The sequence below is a fragment of the Shewanella sp. MBTL60-112-B2 genome (genome assembly GCF_019655055.1).
In the GTDB taxonomy this organism is placed as follows: Bacteria; Pseudomonadota; Gammaproteobacteria; order Enterobacterales; family Shewanellaceae; genus Shewanella.
The window spans coordinates 111,173-133,101 of record NZ_BPFA01000002.1; the positions used below are offsets into that span (position 1 = coordinate 111,173).

The following is a 21,929-nucleotide window of genomic DNA, read 5'->3' on the forward strand; positions in this document are numbered from 1 at the left end:
TAAAGGTTAGAATGTATTATCCGCAAATTGTAAACGGGGAGCCTTGCTCCTCGTTTGCGTTTGCATTTTTTGCTTTTGATTTGTGAATCCCGGAGGGTATCAATGGCTGTTGCTGCCAATAAACGCTCAATCATGACCCTGTATTCAGGTGCAGACGACCTTTATAGCCATCAAGTTCGTATCGTTCTTGCTGAAAAAGGTGTCACGGTTGATGTACTACAGGTTGATCCAAATGAGATCCCTGAAGACTTGATCGAGCTAAACCCGTACAACACAGTGCCAACTTTGGTAGACAGAGAGCTAGTTCTTTATAACTCTCGTATCATTATGGAATATCTAGATGAGCGTTTCCCTCATCCTCCACTAATGCCTGTTTATCCGGTTTCACGTGGTCAAACACGTCTTTGGATGCACCGCATCGAAGAAGACTGGTATGCCCTTGTAGAACGTATTCGCAAAGGTGACCGCGCTGATGCGGCTCGTAAAGAGCTTCAGGAAGGTCTAACTGCTATTGCACCAATTTTCGGTGAAGTTCCTTACTTCATGAGCGAAGAGTTTGGTTTAGCAGATTGCTATCTTGGTCCACTATTGTGGCGTCTGCCAGTACTAGGTATCGAACTTGATAGCCGTACTGCTAAAGATATCAAAGCTTACATGACACGTTTATTTGATCGTGAATCATTTAAAGCTTCTCTAACTGAGACTGAGCGCGAAATGCGCATGGGTATCTAATGAAAGAGCTAACCCCGAACCGTCCATACTTGCTGCGGGCTTATTACGACTGGTTGATGGATAACCAGTTAACGCCCCATGTTGTTGTTGATGCTTATGTGCCTGGCACACAGGTACCACAGCAATATGTTAAAGATGGTCAAATTGTACTTAATATTACCGAAAGTGCTGTAGGTGGACTGCAGATCACTAATGAGTTTATTGAGTTCAGTGCGCGTTTTGGCGGTGTTCCTCAGCAGGTGCTATTGCCTATGGCCTCTATCGTTGCTATCTATGCCAGAGAGAACGGTGCTGGTACCGTCTTCGAACTCGAAGAAGCCTATCAGCTAGATGATGATTTCGAAGAGGAAGCAGGACTTTCAGTTGTGAAGGAGCCTGTCGTTGAAACTAGCGAATCTGAAGCCGAACAAGTTGAGGCTAAAGAGCCAAAACGACGCGGCCATTTAACCTTGGTTAAATAAGTTGATATAGCCAGTTTCAAGCGAATGAAAAGCCAGTCTAACGACTGGTTTTTTTGTGGGTGTAATAATGTGTTGGGAAGGCGATTTATTGCTTAGGTGATCAGATTGGCACTCTGTGGTAGCATCTGCGCCCAAATCATCCATATTTAGTTTTCTTGCTCTACCATGGCAACTGATCTTTTAGGTAGAAACAAATAAAACAAGCAACATAGGTTCTTGGATCTTTATGATCTTAATGATCGACAATTACGACTCATTCACTTTCAATCTGGTACAGTATTTCCAGCAGCTTGGACAAGAAGTTGTGGTTAAGCGAAATGATGAAATTAGTCTTCAAGATATCGAGTCTCTAGCGCCCAGCCATATTGTTATTTCCCCTGGCCCATGTACGCCTAACGAGGCTGGATTGTCGCTGTCTATCATCGAGCACTTTACTGGCAGACTGCCTATTCTGGGGGTTTGTTTAGGCCATCAAGCGATAGCACAAGTGTTTGGTGCTAATGTTATTCGAGCAAAACGGGTAATGCATGGCAAAACCAGTACGATAGCGCACAGCAATAGTGGCTTATTTAGTGGCTTGAATAATCCTCTGACTGTTACTCGATATCACTCCCTGCTAGTGGATGCTATCCCAGATGGGTTTATTATGGATGCCTGGTTTGACGACCCTGTTCATGGACGCGAGCTCATGGCCATGAGTATGCCGACTAAAAAAATCTATGGTGTACAGTTTCACCCTGAGTCCATTTTGACCGAGCAAGGCCATGAGCTGTTAGCGAACTTTATAAACGTCAGCTAGCCCGTGACTACCTGAGGCGGGGCTTTCAGGAAGAGAATATAGCCTGCAGTTTCACTCTCACTCTCAGATCTATCTTGACTGAGCAGGGTCATGAGCTGTTAGCGAACTTTATAAACATCATCTAGGTGAGACTAGGGCCGCGACTAGGGCCAAACGCTGGGAATATGCATGAGAGGCTAGCAGCTGGCTGTTTCACTCTGCGCTACTTGCGTCGACTTAGCTAATCCTTATCAAGCAAGGCCATTAGTGATAGCTAACTTTATCAAGAATAGTTAAAGCGCTACCATCTGTTACAAATTTAACAGCATTTTCAAGTAATCCCGTTGCCAAAATGTGGTATAAAAGTCCGCAAAAATACCAATAATAATAGGGATGGATATGAAAAGCGTCATTCGTCATGTCGGCTTTAGTGCACTTTCACTGGCAGTATTAGCGGGTTGTGGTGTAACCACTGTTTCTTCTGAGCAAGCTCAAGCGACTAATCAAACAGCGAGTCAAACAGCTCAAGTAGCCTTATCGGCACCTCCACAAGTTAACCAAGCATTAACCTTGAATCAAATTATGGCTAACCCTGATTGGATGGGGTTATTTGCCCAAGGCGCGTACTGGAGCGACGACAGCCAGTCTATCTACTTTGCAAGGCAAGCTCACGGCGCACCTACTAAAACCTATTATCAGCAAAATATTGATGGCACAGCAGCGAGCGAGCTGGCATTAAATCAGCTACATAGTGCGGATCAACGTCGTGGTGTGTTTAGCAATGACAAGACGCGTAAAGCTTATATCTATCAAGGCAACTTATTCGTCAAAGATCTCAGCAGCGGTAAGTTGGTTCAACTTACACGCCAAAACACAGCTATTGATGGTGTGCGCTTTTTAAATAATGGCGACATAGCTTACTGGCAAGGCGATAATATTTTCAAGATCCATCAGGATTCAGGCTTGTTAGAAGAAATCGCTAACATCAAGATGGCAGCTGAGCCTAAAGGTGTACAGGATCCATCAAGTTATATTGCCAAGCAGCAACATAGATTGATCCAGTATGTTGCTATGCAGCAAGATAATGCCAAAGCAAAACAAGACTATAAAGCAGAGCTGGCCAAAGCAGACCCAACTATGTCGGCAAAGACTTGGTACCTAGGTGATGCCGAGGTTGTGACCAATTTAAGCCTATCACCAGATGGTCGCTACGTGATTGTGGCGCTAAAAGATAAAGATTATAGCTGGCGTGGCGAACACGACATTATGCCTAACTACTTAGGTAAAGATGGTTATGTCGATGCTGTTCCTGCTCGTGCTCGCGTGGCAGAGGACAAAAATCCAGGCGAACGCTTAGTGTTACTGGATTTAAATAGTCACACCAAGAAAGATATTACTATCGAAGGCTTAACCGGCTTTGATGAAGATGTGTTAGCGGCAGTAAAAGCTGAAAATGCCAAAGCAAAAGGCGAAAGTTATAAAAGCGAAAAATCGCCACGTAACCTGCAGTTGATGCAAGATTGGGGCTGGTCGCAAAGTGCTATTCAGTGGTCAGAGTCTGGCGACAAAGTCGCGGTGATGCTTGAAGCGGTTGATAACAAGGACCGCTGGATAGCGACGGTTAACTTAGATAAAGGAAGCTTAACCACTCAGCACCGTCTGCATGATGACGCTTGGGTTAACTACAACTTTAATCAATATGGTTGGTTGCCAAATAGCGACAGCTTATATTACCTATCGGAAGAAACTGGTTTTTCACATATTTACCTTAAACAGCAAGGCGTGAAAGCCAAGGCGCTAACGAAAGGTAAATTCGTGGTGAGTGATATCACCTTAGGCCCTAAAGCTGAGTTTATTTACTACAAAGCCAATAAGACCCACCCAGGTATTGATAATGTTTATCGTGTAGAAATTGCTACCGGTAAAGATCAGCAGTTAACCGAGTGGCAAGGTCAGCTTGATTACACTTTAAGCCCTGATGGCAGTGCGCTGCTATTAAATGCATCAACACGTATTCAACCTGCTGAATTGTTTGTGCAGCCAATTGGTGGTGAGCTTAGGCAGTTAACTCACTACACCAGTGACGCATTTAAAAACTATGCATGGCAAGCTCCAGAGGTAGTTGCTGTGCCATCAAGCCACGGCGCGGGTGAGGTCTATGCTCGAGTCTATGTGCCGCAAGGTTACAGTAAAGACAACGCAGATAAGTACCCAGCGGTTATTTTTAACCACGGTGCCGGCTATCTGCAAAATGCCCATTATGGTTTCTCGGGTTACTTCAGAGAGTTTATGTTCCATAACCTGCTCGCCCAGCAAGGCTATGTGGTAATGGATATGGATTATCGCGGCTCAAAAGGCTATGGCCGCGATTGGCGCACCGCGGTGTACCGTCAAATGGGCACACCAGAAGTTGAAGATCTAAAAGATGGCGTGAACTGGATGGCGGCTAACGTTAATGTTGACGCGGGTAAGGTGGGTACTTACGGTGGCTCTTATGGCGGCTTCTTAACCTTTATGGCGTTATTCAATGAACCTGAATTATTCCAAGCAGGTGCTGCACTGCGCCCGGTAACCGACTGGGCCCATTATAATGCGCCGTACACGTCTAACATCCTTAACACGCCAGATGTAGACCCTGTCGCCTATGAGCGTAGCTCGCCTATTGAGCATGCTGACGGTCTGCAGAAACCGCTGCTAATTATGAGTGGCGTATTAGATGATAACGTGTTCTTTCAAGATAGCGTACGTTTGGTGCAGCGTTTAATTGAGCTGGAAAAGCCGATGTTTGAAACCGCGATATATCCGGTTGAGCCCCATGGCTTCCGTCAACCATCAAGCTGGTTAGATGAATACCGCCGTATTCATAAGTTATTTGAACAAGAGCTAAAAAAATAGTTCTGAATTTAGAACTTGAACGAGAGGCTCCTACGGGAGCCTTTTTGTCCCCTAAAGAAGGTGAATGCTTTACTAACTCATCCAGAAGGTGGATTCTGTATTTTCTATCCGTCAGCTTTCCCCAAACTTATGATTAATGGGTAGACTGGTGACAATAGTTAAAGGGAGTGTGTTAATCAGTGGCAATTTCGGTAGCGGGTGGGGTTAAACCTGCACAAATTATAGAAATAGAGCAACGACTGCTTAAGCAATTAATTGTAGGTAAGGGCAAAGCTATTGTGATGGTTGATGAGCTCAACCCTGAGCTAGAAGTGGATGCCAATAAGCTCGAAATTGAACGTGAGGCTATTCAAGCAAGGTTAGCGAAACAGAACCAAGCTAAGGCAATTTTTGACGCTGTCTCTAGTCAATTACTGACGAGTGTAAATGCCAATATAGAGCACCAGCTATCTTCTCCCGAACAAGTGCTGGGGCTATCAAAGCTCGATGAAAAACAGATCTTATTACTGGAATTACTCTATTCCCCTAAGGTCGACTTGATCCGTATAAGGCCATTAGTGACAGCGCTGCCATGGTTAGAGCGGGATTTGGTGAATATGGTCAATAGTCCTACTTTCAGACATCGCAGGCCTAAATTATCAGAGGTGCAAGTTACCGATATCAAATTGGTGCTCAATTATATTGGTATCGAAAATTTGCAGGCGTTAGTTCCCTATTACTGCCTCAGAAATTTAATGCCAACTGGCCAACCGCAAATGCTGTGGTTAACTCGAAAAATATGGCGCTATAGCGTGGTGGCGGCCATAGCCGCACAGGCATTAGCGTCTTTGCATGAAAAGAACTCAGCCTTCATCTACAGCTGCAGCTTGATGAGCCAGTTAGGCACAACTTGTGTGATTAACCAATGCGCTAAAACTTTCGATGATATGTGGGGAACCTGGCTGAGAGAGGCGAGTGCTAGCCGTGATAAAGAGCTTTATGATGCCGTAATGGCAACGGAGTTCCCTGCCAATGATGTCTACCAGCAAGTGTTGACCCATAGTCGTTCACTCAACTGGCAGTTGCTAAGCTTACTTAAGTTTGACAAGAGTCGTCTAACCCAAACCTACAAGGCTATAGATACTAAGATTAAATACGCTGAGCTAGATGAGGACTCAGCCTTAATCGAGCGAGCTAATTGTTTTGCAAAAGTCTATTTGTTAAAAGAGGCTAATAATCTTACTGCTGTGGAGTGCCGTTTAATGTTCGATTATTATCAAATATCTGAACAGGAACAGATCCGCTTGGCAGGGCAAAATTATCGTAAACTTGCACTATTTTAACCCTCCTCATTTATACTAAAACAGCTTGATATTTCTAACTACGACTTAGTCATACAGAGTGCATTTAGCATTGTTTGTGTAACAAACTTGTGTCAATCCACGGTTTGTTTGCTGCTTTTTTTACCAAGTTTTAATCTAATTTTTAATACTTGTCGCTTGGCTGATAATGTAATTTTCACGCGGTTTATGCAGAATAGGCAGTACAAATTTAGTCCAAGTAATCGACTCGATAAATAGTATACAATTATATATCCCTTGAGTTGTCAGCCACTGCCCCATGTTAGTTTGGTTAATGACTAGGCTAAATTATAGAAAACTTAACTAAAATTGATAAAATATCGTAAGTAGTTATTCATTATCATTGAATAACTACTGGATCTGGGCTCTAGGTAACTTTTTTGTGACTATTTATGCTTAAAGCCCCGCTATATCTGCTTTGTTAATTCCAAAACTCAAATCTTTATGCAGTGTTTACGGACATAGCTCACCTGAATGTTGTTAAAAACTGGTATTTTGATCACATTTTAGCTGATAATGTCATCCATGTTATACAAACAACCGCCGTGTCACCTACACAAGATAAAGACACCGGGTGGAATACGACCTGCTAAAAGGTCGATAATTATGAAGGATGAGAAGGAATGAGCTCAAATATGAATCTTACACGTGCCCAATTTGACGAAGTTATGGTGCCTAACTATGCGCCTTCTGCAGTAATTCCTGTTCGTGGCGAAGGTAGCCGAGTTTGGGATCAAGAAGGTAAAGAGTATATCGACTTTGCAGGTGGTATTGCGGTTAACTGTTTAGGTCATTGTCATCCAGCCCTAGTTGGTGCTCTTAAGACACAAGGCGAGAAGCTTTGGCACCTTGCTAACGTCATGACAAACGAGCCAGCGCTAGAGCTAGCGACTAAGCTTGTTGATGCGACATTCGCTGACCGTGTTTATTTTGCTAACTCAGGTGCAGAGGCAAACGAAGCTGCGCTAAAGCTAGTACGTCGTTATGCAATGGATAAGTTTGGTGCAGAAAAAGACCAAATTATCGCTTTCGATAAAGCCTTCCATGGTCGTACTTTCTTTACTGTTAGTGTGGGTGGTCAAGCAGCATATTCAGACGGTTTCGGCCCTAAACCACAGAGCATTACTCATGTACCGTTCAACGATATTGCGGCACTAGAAGCTGTCTTCTCTGATAAGACTTGCGCAGTAATGATGGAGCCGCTTCAAGGCGAAGGTGGCATTATCGATGCCGATCCAGAGTTTTTAAAGGCGGTACGCGCACTTTGTGATAAGCACAATGCATTGTTGGTATTCGATGAAGTACAAACAGGTGTAGGTCGCCTAGGCGAGCTTTATGCCTATATGCGTGGCGATGTGGTACCTGATGTACTAACAACGGCAAAAGCGTTAGGTGGCGGCTTCCCAATAGCGGCTATGCTAACCACAAAAGAGATTGCCGATCACCTAAAGATTGGTACTCACGGCTCTACTTACGGTGGCAATCCTCTAGCTTGTGCAGTTGGTAATGCAGTACTGGATGTGGTTAATACACCTGAAGTACTTAATGGTGTTAAACAACGCGAGCAGTTATTACGTACAGGTCTAAAACAGATCAACGATAAGTACGATGTCTTCTCTGAAATCCGTGGTCAAGGCCTGCTATTAGGTGCGGTAATGAATGAAAGATTCCAAGGTCGTGCCAAAGAGTTCTTAGTTGCCGGTATTAGCGAAGGCGTAATGAGCCTAGTTGCTGGGGCAAACGTGATTCGTTTCACCCCATCTCTAGTGATCCCTGAAGCGGATATCGCTGAAGGTCTAGCGCGTTTTGAGCGTGCAGTCGCTAACGTTGTCGAAGCCTAAAGCCCAAACGGAGTGTTATCAGTGATAGCGCTCCTTTTTTTGTCTTTAGGATAACTTGAACGTTTCTTGAACAGTGCTTGTCATATATTGATAAGGCTGCAAGTTAACGGCAAGTGATAACGAGGAGACTCCTAGATGCTAGTTATACGTCCAATCCGAACAACTGACTTTGATGCCCTGTATCAAATTGCAGAGGAGTCGGGACATGGATTCACATCTTTGCCTGTGAATGCCGATCTACTGAGAAGCAAAATTGCTCGAGTCGAAGCTTCTTTTACTAAGCAAATTGATAAGCCTTTCGATGAAGGCTACCTGATGGTGCTTGAAGATACTGAAACCGGTGAAGTTGTCGGCACATGCGGTATTGAAGCCGCTGTGGGGATGGAAGATGCTTTTTACCATTATCGACTCGGTACAGAAGTTTATCATTCTGAGCAGATTGGTGTGCGTAATGAGGTGGAAACCTTAACCCTTTGCCACGATTACACTGGCGCAGCGGAGCTTTGTACGCTGTTTTTACGTAGTAGTTATCGTAAAAACAATAATGGTCGCATGCTCTCAAGAAGCCGATTCCTGTTTCTGGCGCAACACGCTGAGCGATTCGGTGACACCGTCATTGCAGAGATGCGTGGTGAAAGTGATGAAGAGGGGAACTCACCCTTCTATGGCTGGTTACAAGAGCATTTCTTAGGTATCGATTTTGTTCAGGCTGATTATCTATCTGGACTGAGTCAAAAAGCATTTATGGCAGAAATGATGCCTAAGAATGCTGTCTATGTATGTCTATTACCTAAAGAAGCGCAGAAAGTGATTGGTGAGGTGCATGCTAATACTCGTCCAGCACTTAACCTGTTACAAGCTGAAGGCTTTAGGTGTCGCGGTTACGTCGATATTTTTGATGCAGGCCCTACGGTAGAGTGTCAACTACATGATATCCGTTCGGTACGAGAGAGCCGCTTGCTAACTGTTACGATTGGCGACACGCCAAGTGACGCTACTAGCTATATCGTTTCAAATACCCAATTAGCTAATTACCGTGCTACAGCTGTTAACTTAGCCGTAGTCGACGACAGTGACGAAGTGATCTTAGATCCCCAAACAGCAGAAGGCCTAATGGTCGCTGAGGGTGAGCAGATCCGCGTCTTGCCAATGTAGGAATATAAAATGACACAATTTATTGAAGGTAAGTGGGTTGAAGGCCTAGGTCACGAAGTGACATCAATTAACCCAGCCAACCAAGAAGTTATCTGGAATAGTAAAACAGCCACACCTGAGCAAGTTGGTATCGCAGTCGATGCTGCACGTAACGCACAATTTGACTGGTTTATGCTGGGCTTTGATGCGCGTCTTGCCATCGTTGAAGCATATCGCGATCAGCTCGAAGCCAATAAGGCAGAGATGGCGGAAGTGATTGCTCAAGAAACCGGTAAGCCACAATGGGAAACTGCGACTGAAGCGGGCGCCATGATAGGTAAGATTGGTCTATCTGTTGCCGCTTATAACAAGCGTACAGGCACCTCAGAGAGTGACACTCCGGCAGGCCGCGCAGTACTGCGTCACAAGCCACACGGGGTGGTTGCAGTTTTTGGTCCTTACAATTTCCCTGGTCACCTGCCAAATGGACACATAGTGCCAGCATTGCTTGCGGGTAACACAGTGGTATTTAAGCCATCAGAGCTGACGCCTAAAGTTGCCGAGCTGATGCTAAAACTATGGGAAAAGGCCGGTCTACCGAAAGGCGTGATTAACCTAGTTCAAGGTGAAGTCGAAACCGGTAAGGCTCTTGCCGCTCACCCACAAATTGACGGCTTATTCTTTACTGGTAGCTCACGTACTGGCCATATTTTGCATCAGCAGTATGCAGGCGATCCAGGTAAGATTTTGGCACTAGAGATGGGCGGAAACAACCCGCTTATCATCAAAGATGTGGCCGATACCAAAGCGGCTGTGCATGACATTATTCAATCTGCATATATTTCAGCGGGTCAACGTTGTACTTGTGCACGTCGCCTCTATGTAGAGAAAGGCGCTGCAGGTGATGCGTTAATCGAGCAACTTGTCGCTGCGATTAAGCAAATTAAAGTGGGTCCTTGGAATGCTCAGCCTCAGCCATTTATGGGCTCTATGATTTCAGAGACTGCCGCAAAAGGTATGGTTGAAGCACAGCGCAACCTTGTGAACCTAGGCGGTAACGCATTGGTTGAGCTAGCTCACCTTGAAGTTGGAACAGGCTTAGTTTCACCAGGTCTTATCGATGTGACTGACGTCATCGAACTGCCAGATGAAGAGTACTTTGGTCCACTATTACAAGTGGTACGTTATAGCGATTTTGATGAAGCTATCAAGCTCGCTAACGCGACTCGCTACGGCCTATCGGCAGGTATTTTGGCTGATAGTCGCGAAGATTATGACTATTTCCTTGCACGTATCCGTGCCGGTATCGTCAACTGGAACAAGCAGATCACTGGTGCTTCAGGCGCTGCACCATTTGGTGGTGTTGGTGCATCGGGTAACCACAGAGCGAGCGCGTTCTACGCCGCTGACTACTGTGCATACCCTGTTGCCTCTGTAGAAGCCGACGCAGTTAGTCTGCCAGCCACATTGAGTCCAGGTTTGAGTATTTAAACTTAGGCACAAATCAAAAGGGAAGCGCTCGGGTCGCTTCCCTTTTGTTTATTACGACAAAACTAGCAAGCAGTATCCCTAAAACGTGTACAGCCGCGTGGCCTAAATAGACAAATAAATAAGCAGGTGACACGCTGGCGTAAAGGAGTTAACAATGCACACGAATGTAAACGCGCTATTTGAAGCACTTTGGCAAGACTATATCGAAATGACGCCTTCGGCGGCAAAGGTCCATCAGCTATTGTCGAAAGGCAGTGCAATCATTAACGATCATATTGCACTTAGAACCTTTAATATTGCCAAGGTTAACCTTGAAGTATTAGCTAAGCATTTTGAATCAATTGGCTATGTTGCCTGTGGCGACTATAAATTTGAAGCCAAGAAGCTAAATGCTAAGCACTTTGAGCACCCTGACAGTACACAGCCTAAAGTGTTTATCTCTGAGCTACTAGTCGAAGAGTTTAGCGATGAACTGCAATTAACCGTGCAAGGCTTGATTGAACAGATCGATACTGTTGCAACGACAGCCAACAATTTCTTGTACTCAGGTCGTCACTGGGAACTGGATACTAAGACCTATGAAGCCTTACTTGCCGAGAGTGAGTACGCTGCTTGGGTCGCCGCTTTTGGTTACAGAGCGAATCACTTTACAGTGTCGATTAACCACTTAGCGGGCTTTGATACTATTTTTGAGGTGAACGATACCTTAAAAGCTGCTGGTTTTGTTTTGAATGCATCAGGCGGAGAAGTGAAGGGCACTCCAGAGGTGTTACTGGAACAATCATCGACGATGGCTGATAGGATCTCTGTTAGCTTCTCAGACGCTGTGATTAACATTCCTAGCTGTTTTTACGAGTTTGCCTTGCGATATCCAAAACCGGACGGAGAGCTTTACACAGGCTTTGTGGCGGCCTCTGCTGACAAGATCTTCGAAAGCACAAACGTCAATGGTTAGTTCCTACGCTAATATGTAAAAAAGCCGGACTTGAGTCCGGCTTTTTTGTGGGTGAGTTAATTGATGCAGTATTAAAACAGTAAGGTCACTTTCAGGCCTGATAGGCTCTGGCTGTGTTCAAACTTAAGTTCAATTTTGTACTGCTCGGCAATATCTTTAACGATTGATAAGCCTAAGCCGTGCCCCATGGTAGCTTCATCGAGACGCTTGCCTCTATGAGTTAATAACGCCAACTCTTTTGTTTCAACTCCAGGGCCATCGTCTTCAATACTCAGCTTAAGCTGCTGCTCATGATTGCTAATACAGACTCTGATTTCTGAACTTGCCCACTTATAAGCGTTATCGAGTAGGTTGCCCAGCAGCTCCATTCCGTCTTCACGGTGCATAGGCAGTCTAGTGATAGCGTTTGGGATATCGAAGCGACAGTGAATAGACTTGGTGCGGTGAACCTTATTAAGGGTCTGGGCTAAGTCTTCGAGATCTTTTGGCAATTGCATCTGCGCCGCTGGTAGCATGTCACCGGTGATCCGCGCAGCAGCCAGTTTACGTTCAATCATCTTATGCACTAAATCCAGCTGTTTTTGTAGCGCATCAGCCGACTCTGGTGCTTTTAAATACAGAGCTTCGACTTGCTGTTGCATCACGGCCAGTGGGGTTTTGAGCCCATGGCTTAAGTTACCCAAATTATTACGACTGCGCTCTATCTGCTTACTGGAGTATGCGAGTAACTCATTATAGTTTTTCGCTAATGGCTGCAGTTCGAGTGGAATCGAGTTGAGGTCAAAGGAGGAGATTTCTCCCTCACGTAACTTCGCTAAGGTATCTTTCATCTGGTGAACGGGTTTAAATGATTGGCGAAGGACCAAGAAAATACCTGTGATCATTGCCAGTAACATGGCGAGGTTTACGATGAGTTTAGTGCCGTAGACTTCAGAAAATACCTTTCGACCAATACTCAAGTCCTGAGCAACGGTTAGTGTGGCATTGAGCCCTGAGGTGTCTGACTTTAAACCGATAGAGAGCAGCTGAATATCATGATTTTGTGGCCCTTTAGTCTGCCAGGCTCGGGTTTCACCTTTTTCTAGGTCCACCACTTCGAGGCGTTGATCCCATAAAGAGCGTGACCTTAACTCCTGCTCAGGCAGATCGAGTTGGTAATAACGTCCTGAATATACGGGGCGATAGAAGCTGGATAATTGACTCTCGTCTATGCTAAAGGTGCTATCTTCGAGGTGAGTGGCAAGTAGGACTTGCTGCAGATCTTCCTGTAATCTGGCAATGATCGAATCGTGAAAAGCTTGGCGTAGCATAGACTCGAAAAAGATAATCCCCACGGCGGTGGCGATCACCACTAAGCCTGTTAACCACAGACTTAGTTTGGTACGGATTGAAATCATTGAGTTAGGCCGTGAAAGATATACCCTTGGCCACGACGAGTTTCGATGGCGGTTTTGCCAAGCTTCTTACGTAGGTGAGTCACGTAAACCTCAACCACATTACTCTCTTTCTCATCATCAAATTGATAAAGCTTGTCGGTCAGTTGAGCTTTAGATAACAGCTTTTTAGGCGACATAAGGAAGATTTTAAGTAATCTAAACTCCATGGCAGTAAGTTCAAATGTCTGCTCGCCAACCGTCACCGATTGCTGCCCCTCATCGAGGGCTACGCCAGAATAAGTGAGCTGCTTGTTCGGAGTGTTAGCCTTGCCGTGTGCACGCTGAATTAGAGCCTGAATACGAACCAATAATTCCTGGGTGTGGAAAGGCTTTCCTAAATAATCATCGGCGCCAGAGTTAAAGCCTTCGACTTTTTCATGCCACTGGCTTCTTGCTGTAAGCATAATCACTGGAGTGTGGATACCTTGCTCACGCCAATTTTCAAGCAGTTCTAGGCCATTACCATCAGGTAGGCCAATATCGAGAATGACACAGTCGTAGTTGGTTTCTTTGATTAAGTAATCGGCTTCACTGACTTTGTCTGTGCTGTCAGTTACATAACCAGCTTGCTTAAGCTGTTTAACTAGCTCTTCGACTAATAGGGTGTTGTCTTCAACAAGAAGTAATTTCATAGGGTGCTCTCAATGATGCCCTGTATGGTAACAGGCGATTTACAGCATAAATTCATGTTAACTCAAAAATACTATTTCAGTGAAATTAGATTTGATTCTTAAGTCATTATTAAACTTGTTCGGCGTTACAGCTGGCTGGAAGCTGAGTAGGTTTAGCGAGTTGGCCAGTGCTAGCGTCGAGTACTAGTTCAACGAGCTGACCTTTTAGAGTGCGAATTTGCACTTCGTAGCGCCACTTACCATGGTGTTGATATAAGTGCGCATCAATGAGCTTGCCATGGCACATGGCTTGGATACTACTTAGAGTAAGATCTAGGGAGAGGATTTGACCGCTTTTGACTAAGGTCTGCGCTTCATAGTGTTGAACTTCAATTTTTTGATTAGCGACCGCTGCAGGCAAGTGTAGCATCGCAGCCATAAGGCATAGATATAATGCTAGTTTCACACTGAACTCCTAATAAAAAAATGGCCTGAGATAATCTCAGGCCACTTTATAGAAGCTGTCTTAAACCGAGCTTAATACTGACTTATCGTGTTCCGTAAACCACAATAGTTTTGCCGTGTGCTTGGATAAGGTTTTGTTCTTCAAGCATTTTCAAGATACGACCTACAGTCTCACGAGAACAGCCAACAATCTGGCCAATCTCTTGACGAGTGATCTTGATCTGCATGCCATCTGGATGCGTCATTGCATCTGGCTGCTTTGCAAGGTGAAGCAATGTTTGTGCAATTCTTCCAGCAACGTCAAGGAAAGCAAGATCGCCTACTTTCTGGCTTGTGCTGTGTAGACGGTAAGCCATCTGTGATGAAAGCTTCATCAAGATTTCTGGGTTAACCTGGATTAACTGCTTGAACTTCTTGTAAGAGATTTCAGCAATTTCACAAGCTTGCTTAGCGCGAACCCATGCAGTACGTTCTGCTTGCTCTTCAAATAAACCTAGCTCACCGATAAAGTCGCCTTGGTTAAGGTAAGAAAGAATCATCTCTTTACCTTCTTCGTCTTTAATCAAGACAGCAACAGAACCTTTTACTATGTAGTAAAGCGTATCTGAATCTTCACCAGCGTGGATCAAAGTACTTTTGGCTGGATATTTATGAATGTGACAGTGTGATAAAAACCATTCCAAAGTTGGATCTGGTTTTGGCTTTCCAATCAGAGCCATGCCTATGTTCCTCGGCTGATTACGTTATAAAGTAAGAATATGCTAATTAAGCATCTTACGTCAATTAAGCTATTAAAACCTTGATAGAAGTCTTAGTTTAGACTTGCCCACTCAAAGCCACCTAGCCATTTAGATATACGTATTCTGATACATTAGCAATATATGTCAACTGAATCCGTAGCTAAGCCTAATTGTTGAGTTAACAATTAGGCTTATATCACATCTTGTTACAATCTGATTCCTTAGGATGAATGCTGGCCTGCATGTCTGTGTATATTTTATGCTCCAAACTATAAATTAGTACTAATAAAAATAATTATCATTACTAATTATGTGGTATTTGCACTCGACATTGCGGCTAATTTCTGGCTAACTTGAGGCAGAATAATATAAAGAGGCTGATAGCGATTGTTCATATTGTCAGTCATTTTTTATGCGTTGTAGGAGCCTATCGTGAATTGTAGACCTTGGATTTTAAATACTGTTGTGGTCTTGTGTTTAGCTGTTAGCAGTGGAGCTAGTGCGTTCTCGATCCCACAACCTAAAGGTACGGAAGAGGCAAGCCGCCTCGCTCATATTCAACTAAAAGCGACTCAGGGTGACAAAGATGCTCAATATCTATTGGGTTTAATGTACTTGTCTGGTCGTTTTGTCTCACAAAATCGAGACCTAGGTGTACAGTGGCTCACCGACGCCGCTCAGCTTGGACATGCCAAAGCTCAGCAAACGATGGCAGACTTGGCCTTTGAAGGTAGCTTAATAGAGCGCGATCTTACGACTGCTGAGCAGTGGTATAGCGAGTTAAGCAAACAAGGAAGTAAATGGGCAAACTTTAGACTGGGCTTTATTTATGCCGCTGGTGGCCAAGGAATTGAGCGAAATTGCGGAAAGGCCGTCGAACAGTTTAACGCTGTGGGTGATATGATTTCTCTAGGCAATGTGGCTTGGATATTAGCGACCTGTCCAGAAGCACAATATCGTAACGGTGATAAAGCACTAGAGTTATCTTTGGCATTACTAGAATCGAATGAACAAGATCCGACAAACTTAGATAATCTTGCCGCCGCTTATGCTGAAATAGGCGATTTTGATGCCGCTATTTCGACCCAGCAAAAAGCAATTGAAGCCTTAAATTTGAGTGCAGATCAAAGTAAAACTGCAGAGTTCAAGCAGCGACTCAAGACCTATCAAAACTACGAGCCTTATCGTGAGGTTTTACCGCTAACTGACAATTAGCAACTAAGATTAGCAGCATGAATAGAAAGCTCCTAAATAGGGGCTTTTTTTGTGCGAGTAATCTCAGATAGTAAACAGAGCAAGCATGAAGATGGAATTTGCTTTTTGTGGTTTTTTTATAAAATAAGGTCAGCTAGCAATCCCAAGAAGGTAAGCTGAGCAAGCGTGAAGGTGGAATTTGCTTTTTGTGGTTTTTTATAAAATAAGGTCAGCTAGCAATCCCAAGAAGACAAACAGATCAAGCGTGTCGGTGGAATTTATTTTAGGGAGATTTTTTGGTAAAAGGTCAGCTAGCAATCCCAAGAAGACAAACAGATCAAGATGGGGGAATTCATCTCCAAGGGAATGCTAACTTATCGTTCTTTCGCCTGAAATCCCGATAAGCAGCAGTCTACATAAGCTGGCTTAAACTAATCTTAATAATCCGTGCTTAGAGATAGTTACTCGCCATCTTCAGAAATAAGCTCTAGTCGCTTGTCCATCAAGTCTTTTACCAGCGGAGTTAGGATAAGCTCCATCGCTAGGGACATCTTGCCACCGGGCACCACTAGGGTATGCATACGAGACATAAATGAACCTTGGATCATTTTTAGGTAATAAGGGAAGTCGACATTTTTAATTCCACGAAAGCGGATCACCACAAAGCTTTCATCTGAAGTGGGAATGCTCTTGGCGCTAAATGGATTAGAGGTATCTACCGTGGGGACACGCTGAAAATTAATATGGGTACGAGAGAACTGCGGCGTCATATGGTTAATGTAATCATCCATACTACGTACAATAGAATCCATCACCTTCTCACGGCTATGCCCACGCTCTGAGGTGTCACGAATAATCTTTTGGATCCACTCAAGGTTGACGATAGGAACCATGCCTATCAGCAGGTCGACATGCTGGGCAACATCACAATCATCGGTAACGACACCGCCATGAAGACCCTCATAATAGAGCATGTCGGTATTTTCAGGCAGTGGATGCCACTGCGTGAAAGTACCAGGCATCTGATTGAAGGGAACGGCTTCATCGAAAGTGTGTAAGTAGGCTCGAGTCTCTCCTTGCCCAGTATTGCTGTAATCACTAAAGCACTGCTCAAGACGGTTGAAGTCATTAGCTTCTGGACCGAAGTAGCTAATATTTCGATTCTCGGTCTTCTCTTTACGGATCATCACCGCCATTTCAGGCCGAGTGAAGTGGTGAAAACTATCGCCTTCAACAATAGCGGCATTGATCCCTAACTGTCTAAAGATATGGTTGAATGCCGTTGTCGTGGTCGTCGTGCCCGCACCAGAGGAGCCAGTTACTGCAATAATAGGATGTTTCGCTGACATTTTTTTACCCAAAATATAAAGAGTTAACTATCACTCGTGCATTAGCCAAATAAAGCTAGTGATAGTGACTTTGGTAAGCAGATTGCGGTTTAGTATCTTCAGTTATACGGACTCGCTTAGCTTAGGTCAATTTAATCGTATTCACTCTCTTGAGAGACGATATCTTCTTTACGTCTAATACCGATGGATTCCTCTTCTTCGTTATATTCAACCACTAACAGGCCCTGCTTGAGCGCAGTCTTGCACTGAATGATAGCCCTATCCATGCTGTGTTCACCGTCGCCAGAAAAGCTGCCATCTTCGACTTGGCTGATAAGGTACTCTTTGATGAGGTTGTCAAAAGTTTCGCTAGATAACTGCGATAAAGACTCATAAGGAACTAACATGCTGATGCTTCCAATGAAGTTAAAAAATTCAATACACGCTTTTCAAGATAATATTGTGGACGCCAAGGGCTACCACCTTCGATAAAGCCCACATGGCCACCATTATCGTGCAGTTCATATTGCACTTGAGCCGACAGTTGCTGTGGCGTTGGGATAACGGCATTAGTCATAAAGGGATCGTCTTTAGCGTGAATAACTAAGGTCGGTTTAGTGATTTGGCTTAAGTAAGGCAAGCCACTAGCGCGAGTGTAATAATCATCAACATCGCTAAAGCCATGTAGCGGCGCGGTGATCTTATCGTCAAATAGATAAAAGGTCTTGAGCTGTTCAATGTCGCTCTTGTTTATGGGCATTAAAGGCTGGAGCTCTGGATTGGCTATTTTACCGCGCATCTTTTCTTGCAGCTGTTTAATTAGATAGCTTTGATAAACTTTAGAGAAGCCTTTCTCCAATCTATTGGCACAAGAGCCAAGTTGCAGAGGAGCCGAGATGGCAACGCCCCTATCAATTAGGCTGCGCTCTTGTTGCTCACCTTGATATTTGACCAGCACATTGCCACCTAGACTATAGCCTGCCGCAAGTAAGCGACAGCTGGGGTATTGAGCTTTTAAGTGGCTTAAGCTGGTTTGCAGGTCTTGAGTATCACCACTGTGATACCCTCTAACGAGTCGGTTGAGTTCGCCTGAACAGCTACGGTGATGATGCACCACGGCACATAATTTTATAGCCTTACAGGCGGCTAACATGCGACGAGCGTAATGAGATTGAGCACTCCCTTCTAAGCCGTGAATAATGACCAGTATAGGTTGATTGTCTTTTGGGGAGCCTTGCCAGTCGAGATCGATAAAATCACCATCGCTAAGTTCCAATCTCTCACGTTGCAGTTGTGGTTTGTCCACTTTGGTCAGTACTGGAAGAATCGTTTGGATATGCGGGTTTTTAGCCCACCAAGGGGGAGAAAATATCTGGCTCATAATAATTGGCTATTGCTGAAAATTAAAACGTGTGTTTAATTGTTATTGTCAGCAGAGTGTAACATAGATTTTAAACAGGTCTTTTATTCGCTTTGTTTCCAGTTGTAAGTATCAAGGCCGTGATGTTTTGCCGCCACGAACTTAACTATAAGAATGAGAGGACTCGATGGAGCGACGGACTTTTATCACAACCGCATTGGCAGGTACTGCATGCTTAGCGCTGGGGGTGAATTATTACTCGACAGATTATGTCGGCATTAATAAGCAGCTAGATGACAAGCATCGCCTGTTATTTAGTGTATTAGTACCAGTCTTTCTTGATGGCGCACTCCCCGATGTTGCCACATTAAAACGCGATGCGATAAATCGAACGCTAGATGCCATCGAGCACACAATCTCCATCCTTCCCCAAGATACTTTTGATGAACTAGAACAACTGCTGCAAATGCTAGAGGGGCGATTAGGGCTGCTGATATTAACTGGCAGCATGACGCCTTTGATGATGCGAAACCAATCCGAATTGATAGAGATGCTACAAAGTTGGCGTACGAGTTATATGGACATGATGGTCACAGCTTACCAAGGATTGAGGGAGCTAGTGATGGCGAGTTACTACTCTAGCCCTGAGCATTGGAGTCGACTGCATTACGCTAAGCCGACGTTCCTTGAAAATATGAAGTCTTGAGGATATGAAGTGATGCGATGAGTTAATGAGTATTGTAGCCGCGAGCATTGGAGTCAATTGGGACCAACAGCATTACGCTAAGCCGACGTTCCTTGAAAATATGAAGTCTTGAGGATATGAAGTGATGCGATGAGTTAATAGCTATTGTAGCCCTGAGCATTGGAGTCAATTGGGACTAACAGCATTACGGTGAATCAAGTTTTCTAGAGGATATGAAGTGAATTTATTGGTTAAGACTCATCAGCAGGCAAAGGAAATCGTTTATGGCCATTGAAGATCCTATCGTAACCGGGCTCGATTCCGGTTGGGCTCATATAAATGCATCTAAGCTCACTGAAAACCAAACTTTAGAAGCTGACGTGGTGATTGTCGGCAGCGGAGCCGGTGGCGGCGTTGCCGCAGAAATTCTTACCGAGGCGGGTCTGTCGGTGATCATCATTGAGGGGGGGCAACTCAAGTCATCGAAAGACTTTGTGATGGAGGAGCGAGTCGCCTATCCCGATCTTTATCAGCAAGCGGCTGGAATGAAGACTAGCGACAAAGCGATTGGCATTTTTCAGGGGCGCGGCGTGGGCGGCTCCACTACCGTTAACTGGACCACTTCGATTCGTACTCCTGAGCCAGCACTGGATTATTGGGCCCAAGCCAAATCGGTTGCTGGGCTTTCTCGCGCCGAACTCGATCCTTGGTTTGAGAAGATGGAGCAGCAGCTTAACATCAGTGAGTGGGCTTACGATCCTAACCGTAATAATCAAGCCTTAAAGCAAGGGTGTGAGGCATTAGGCTGGGATTACACTGTGATTAAGCGTAACGTAAAAGGCTGCTGGAATACCGGATATTGCGGCATGGGCTGCCCGGTCAATGCTAAGCAATCTATGTTGGTCACCACAATCCCTGCAGCGCTAGAACGTGGCGCAACCTTGGTCAGCCAGGCTCAGGTTATTAAGCTTGAGCATCATAACGACAAGATTTTTGCGGTGAAGGCGCAAGCGGTCGACAAAAATATGAAGCCATTAGGCGTGGAAGTCATGTTTAAGGCAAAGCACTATATTCTCACGGCTGGAGCGATTCATACTCCGACGATTATGCTGCGTTCTAAGCTGCCCGATCCCTTTGAGATCATCGGTAAACGCACTTTCTTGCATCCAACCTTGCTCAGTGGCGCAGTATTTAGCGATCCCATTAATGGTCACAGCGGTGCACCTCAGTCTATCTATTCTGATGAGTTTGTCTGGCAGGATGGCGCCGATGGAGAGCTAGGCTACAAGCTTGAAGTTCCACCTATTCATCCAATTCTGATCGCCTCAAAAACCATTGGCTATGGCCAGAGCCATGCGCAGTTGATGGAGAAGTTTAACCAATTGCAGGTCACCATTGCCTTAGTAAGAGATGGTTATCATGACAATAGCCAAGGGGGGCAGGTGAGGCTAACCGAACATGGTTTCAGCCTTGATTACCCGCTAACCGATGCGTTTTGGCGTGCAGCGCGGCGTGCATATGCCAGCATGGCTGAGCTGCAATTTGCAGCGGGCGCGCAGCAGGTGTTGCCTATCAGTGAGGGAATGCCCTATTTGTCGAACTGGAATGAGGCTAAAAAATCTATTAGCGAAATGGATTTGGCACCGCTGAAAACCGTAGTGGCATCGGCACATGTGATGGGCGGTTGTCCTATGGGAGAGGACCCCAAGCTGTCGATGGTCAACAGCTTCGGTGAGTCGCACTATTTTGACAATTTATCAGTGATGGACGGGTCGATTTTCCCAACCAGCTTAGGTGCAAATCCGCAGCTGTCTATCTACGGTATTACCGCGAGAAACGCGACGCGGTTAGCCGAGAAGCTTAAGCCCAAACCTGATTAATAAATAAAAAATATGAAGCCAGAGCAAACTGGTTTATTTGCGTTAAAAGCGATAAACCACGAAGCGCTCACTTGGTTTGCTACACGGAGGACACGAAGAAAAAAGCTAGGGCTGCTTTTCTATTGTGAAGCGCTCTGCAATGAGGGGTAATTGCGGCTATCTAAATTAAACAGGGCTAGATAATGGCTTAGGTTATGGTTACTACTTAGATTAGTACTAGTACTAGTACTTGTTTGCCCTTCTAGCGGCATAAGTTCGAGTGCAGTTAAAATCATCGCCTGAGATTTACGCTCCAGCATCAGCTCCAAATCTAACATCTGTCGATATTCGTCAGTTTCAAGACAGGCTTTGCTTTGGCGTCTTAACTGCCTGTAGGGCAATAGCAGCTTTTCTTCCCAGCAGCGAGTGTCTTGCTGTAGCTGGCGCCATTGTGGATTGGGGAGTAAATAGTGATGCTTATCGAGCCAAAGGGCTAATAGCAACAAGTTGACATTGAGCTGGTGGTCATCTTGTAACTGTAAGCACAGAGTTTGGTGCTCCATATAGAGGGCATCGCAATCGCGCCATAAGTTGAGGTTTATAGGGCAAGATAATGTCATAGAG

Annotated in this window: 20 protein-coding genes; 12 read left to right on the plus strand and 8 right to left on the minus strand. The window is 44.8% G+C overall.

Going from position 1 to position 21,929, the window contains the following annotated elements:
* Positions 1-102 precede the first annotated feature (102 nt).
* The 9 genes from sspA to K5Q73_RS01840 all read left to right on the plus strand — a co-directional run bounded on the left by sspA (position 103) and on the right by K5Q73_RS01840 (position 11,627).
* Positions 103-732 carry a stringent starvation protein SspA gene (sspA, locus tag K5Q73_RS01800; protein WP_012156731.1) on the plus strand — a complete coding sequence of 210 codons (630 nt, stop codon included), beginning with the start codon at positions 103-105 and terminating at the stop codon, positions 730-732.
* Positions 732-1,193, plus strand: a complete 462-nt coding sequence (locus K5Q73_RS01805; RefSeq protein WP_220758878.1) for a ClpXP protease specificity-enhancing factor — start codon at positions 732-734, stop codon at positions 1,191-1,193. Before sspA ends, K5Q73_RS01805 begins: the two co-directional genes overlap by 1 nt.
* A gap of 226 nt (positions 1,194-1,419) precedes the next feature.
* Positions 1,420-1,992 carry an aminodeoxychorismate/anthranilate synthase component II gene (locus K5Q73_RS01810; RefSeq protein WP_220758877.1) on the plus strand — a complete coding sequence of 191 codons (573 nt, stop codon included), beginning with the start codon at positions 1,420-1,422 and terminating at the stop codon, positions 1,990-1,992.
* A 378-nt stretch (positions 1,993-2,370) separates the two neighbouring features.
* Positions 2,371-4,866 carry a prolyl oligopeptidase family serine peptidase gene (locus K5Q73_RS01815; protein WP_220758876.1) on the plus strand — a complete coding sequence of 832 codons (2,496 nt, stop codon included), beginning with the start codon at positions 2,371-2,373 and terminating at the stop codon, positions 4,864-4,866.
* A 179-nt stretch (positions 4,867-5,045) separates the two neighbouring features.
* On the plus strand, positions 5,046-6,188 hold the full coding sequence (locus K5Q73_RS01820; RefSeq protein ID WP_220758875.1) for an HDOD domain-containing protein: 1,143 nt from the start codon (positions 5,046-5,048) through the stop codon (positions 6,186-6,188).
* Between the two features lie 641 nt (positions 6,189-6,829).
* The gene (locus K5Q73_RS01825) at positions 6,830-8,047 is read left to right on the plus strand and encodes an aspartate aminotransferase family protein (protein WP_220758874.1); all 1,218 of its coding nucleotides are present in this window, start codon (positions 6,830-6,832) and stop codon (positions 8,045-8,047) included.
* A gap of 135 nt (positions 8,048-8,182) precedes the next feature.
* Positions 8,183-9,202, plus strand: coding sequence for an arginine N-succinyltransferase (gene astA, locus K5Q73_RS01830; protein ID WP_220758873.1), 1,020 nt, complete (start codon positions 8,183-8,185; stop codon positions 9,200-9,202).
* Between the two features lie 9 nt (positions 9,203-9,211).
* Positions 9,212-10,672, plus strand: a complete 1,461-nt coding sequence (gene astD / locus K5Q73_RS01835; protein WP_220758872.1) for a succinylglutamate-semialdehyde dehydrogenase — start codon at positions 9,212-9,214, stop codon at positions 10,670-10,672.
* Positions 10,673-10,826: 154 nt separating this feature from the next.
* A complete protein-coding gene (locus K5Q73_RS01840; RefSeq protein ID WP_220758871.1) occupies positions 10,827-11,627 on the plus strand; it encodes a DUF1338 domain-containing protein in 801 nt (266 codons plus the stop codon).
* A gap of 71 nt (positions 11,628-11,698) precedes the next feature.
* Here the strand turns inward: K5Q73_RS01840 and K5Q73_RS01845 are convergent, their stop codons facing one another.
* The 4 genes from K5Q73_RS01845 to crp form a co-directional block, all read right to left on the minus strand.
* Positions 11,699-13,024 carry an ATP-binding protein gene (locus K5Q73_RS01845; RefSeq protein WP_220758870.1) on the minus strand — a complete coding sequence of 442 codons (1,326 nt, stop codon included), beginning with the start codon at positions 13,022-13,024 and terminating at the stop codon, positions 11,699-11,701.
* Positions 13,021-13,695: a response regulator transcription factor gene (locus K5Q73_RS01850; RefSeq protein ID WP_220758869.1), complete on the minus strand. Its 675-nt coding sequence runs from the start codon at positions 13,693-13,695 to the stop codon at positions 13,021-13,023. Before K5Q73_RS01850 ends, K5Q73_RS01845 begins: the two co-directional genes overlap by 4 nt.
* A 109-nt stretch (positions 13,696-13,804) precedes the next feature.
* Positions 13,805-14,140: a PepSY domain-containing protein gene (locus K5Q73_RS01855; RefSeq protein ID WP_374706794.1), complete on the minus strand. Its 336-nt coding sequence runs from the start codon at positions 14,138-14,140 to the stop codon at positions 13,805-13,807.
* 82 nt (positions 14,141-14,222) lie between these two features.
* Positions 14,223-14,858 (minus strand): cAMP-activated global transcriptional regulator CRP, encoded by a 636-nt coding sequence (crp, locus tag K5Q73_RS01860; protein ID WP_012156707.1) that lies wholly within the window; start codon positions 14,856-14,858, stop codon positions 14,223-14,225.
* Positions 14,859-15,311: 453 nt separating this feature from the next.
* On the opposite strand from crp, the gene K5Q73_RS01865 reads away from it, so the two are divergent.
* Positions 15,312-16,094: a tetratricopeptide repeat protein gene (locus K5Q73_RS01865; RefSeq protein WP_220758868.1), complete on the plus strand. Its 783-nt coding sequence runs from the start codon at positions 15,312-15,314 to the stop codon at positions 16,092-16,094.
* Between the two features lie 440 nt (positions 16,095-16,534).
* Here the strand turns inward: K5Q73_RS01865 and K5Q73_RS01870 are convergent, their stop codons facing one another.
* From K5Q73_RS01870 to K5Q73_RS01880, 3 genes are all read right to left on the minus strand, one after another.
* Positions 16,535-17,422 carry a phosphoribulokinase gene (locus tag K5Q73_RS01870; RefSeq protein WP_220758867.1) on the minus strand — a complete coding sequence of 296 codons (888 nt, stop codon included), beginning with the start codon at positions 17,420-17,422 and terminating at the stop codon, positions 16,535-16,537.
* A 131-nt stretch (positions 17,423-17,553) separates the two neighbouring features.
* Complete coding sequence (locus K5Q73_RS01875; protein ID WP_220758866.1) at positions 17,554-17,808, minus strand: YheU family protein; 255 nt, start codon at positions 17,806-17,808, stop codon at positions 17,554-17,556.
* The gene (locus K5Q73_RS01880; protein WP_220758865.1) at positions 17,802-18,782 is read right to left on the minus strand and encodes a hydrolase; all 981 of its coding nucleotides are present in this window, start codon (positions 18,780-18,782) and stop codon (positions 17,802-17,804) included. Before K5Q73_RS01880 ends, K5Q73_RS01875 begins: the two co-directional genes overlap by 7 nt.
* 166 nt (positions 18,783-18,948) lie before the next feature.
* Between K5Q73_RS01880 and K5Q73_RS01885 the strand changes: the two genes are divergently transcribed.
* The gene (locus tag K5Q73_RS01885) at positions 18,949-19,467 is read left to right on the plus strand and encodes a TAT leader-containing periplasmic protein (protein ID WP_220758864.1); all 519 of its coding nucleotides are present in this window, start codon (positions 18,949-18,951) and stop codon (positions 19,465-19,467) included.
* A gap of 263 nt (positions 19,468-19,730) precedes the next feature.
* Positions 19,731-21,326: a GMC family oxidoreductase gene (locus K5Q73_RS01890; protein ID WP_220758863.1), complete on the plus strand. Its 1,596-nt coding sequence runs from the start codon at positions 19,731-19,733 to the stop codon at positions 21,324-21,326.
* A 119-nt stretch (positions 21,327-21,445) separates the two neighbouring features.
* Here K5Q73_RS01890 and K5Q73_RS01895 read toward each other — a convergent pair whose 3' ends face one another.
* Positions 21,446-21,925: a TIGR02444 family protein gene (locus K5Q73_RS01895; protein WP_220758862.1), complete on the minus strand. Its 480-nt coding sequence runs from the start codon at positions 21,923-21,925 to the stop codon at positions 21,446-21,448.
* Positions 21,926-21,929 lie beyond the last annotated feature (4 nt).

Bases quoted from the DNA above. Each gene is read 5' to 3' on its own strand.
- K5Q73_RS01810 (WP_220758877.1), top strand. From the start codon at position 1,420: ATGATCTTAATGATCGACAATTACGACTCATTCACTTTCAATCTGGTA.
- K5Q73_RS01885 (WP_220758864.1), top strand. From the start codon at position 18,949: ATGGAGCGACGGACTTTTATCACAACCGCATTGGCAGGTACTGCATGC.
- K5Q73_RS01805 (WP_220758878.1), top strand. From the start codon at position 732: ATGAAAGAGCTAACCCCGAACCGTCCATACTTGCTGCGGGCTTATTAC.
- K5Q73_RS01880 (WP_220758865.1), bottom strand. From the start codon at position 18,782: ATGAGCCAGATATTTTCTCCCCCTTGGTGGGCTAAAAACCCGCATATC.
- K5Q73_RS01845 (WP_220758870.1), bottom strand. From the start codon at position 13,024: ATGATTTCAATCCGTACCAAACTAAGTCTGTGGTTAACAGGCTTAGTG.
- K5Q73_RS01815 (WP_220758876.1), top strand. From the start codon at position 2,371: ATGAAAAGCGTCATTCGTCATGTCGGCTTTAGTGCACTTTCACTGGCA.
- K5Q73_RS01890 (WP_220758863.1), top strand. From the start codon at position 19,731: ATGGCCATTGAAGATCCTATCGTAACCGGGCTCGATTCCGGTTGGGCT.
- astD (WP_220758872.1), top strand. From the start codon at position 9,212: ATGACACAATTTATTGAAGGTAAGTGGGTTGAAGGCCTAGGTCACGAA.
- K5Q73_RS01870 (WP_220758867.1), bottom strand. From the start codon at position 17,422: ATGTCAGCGAAACATCCTATTATTGCAGTAACTGGCTCCTCTGGTGCG.
- K5Q73_RS01850 (WP_220758869.1), bottom strand. From the start codon at position 13,695: ATGAAATTACTTCTTGTTGAAGACAACACCCTATTAGTCGAAGAGCTA.
- K5Q73_RS01895 (WP_220758862.1), bottom strand. From the start codon at position 21,925: ATGACATTATCTTGCCCTATAAACCTCAACTTATGGCGCGATTGCGAT.
- astA (WP_220758873.1), top strand. From the start codon at position 8,183: ATGCTAGTTATACGTCCAATCCGAACAACTGACTTTGATGCCCTGTAT.
- K5Q73_RS01875 (WP_220758866.1), bottom strand. From the start codon at position 17,808: ATGTTAGTTCCTTATGAGTCTTTATCGCAGTTATCTAGCGAAACTTTT.
- crp (WP_012156707.1), bottom strand. From the start codon at position 14,858: ATGGCTCTGATTGGAAAGCCAAAACCAGATCCAACTTTGGAATGGTTT.
- sspA (WP_012156731.1), top strand. From the start codon at position 103: ATGGCTGTTGCTGCCAATAAACGCTCAATCATGACCCTGTATTCAGGT.
- K5Q73_RS01825 (WP_220758874.1), top strand. From the start codon at position 6,830: ATGAGCTCAAATATGAATCTTACACGTGCCCAATTTGACGAAGTTATG.
- K5Q73_RS01840 (WP_220758871.1), top strand. From the start codon at position 10,827: ATGCACACGAATGTAAACGCGCTATTTGAAGCACTTTGGCAAGACTAT.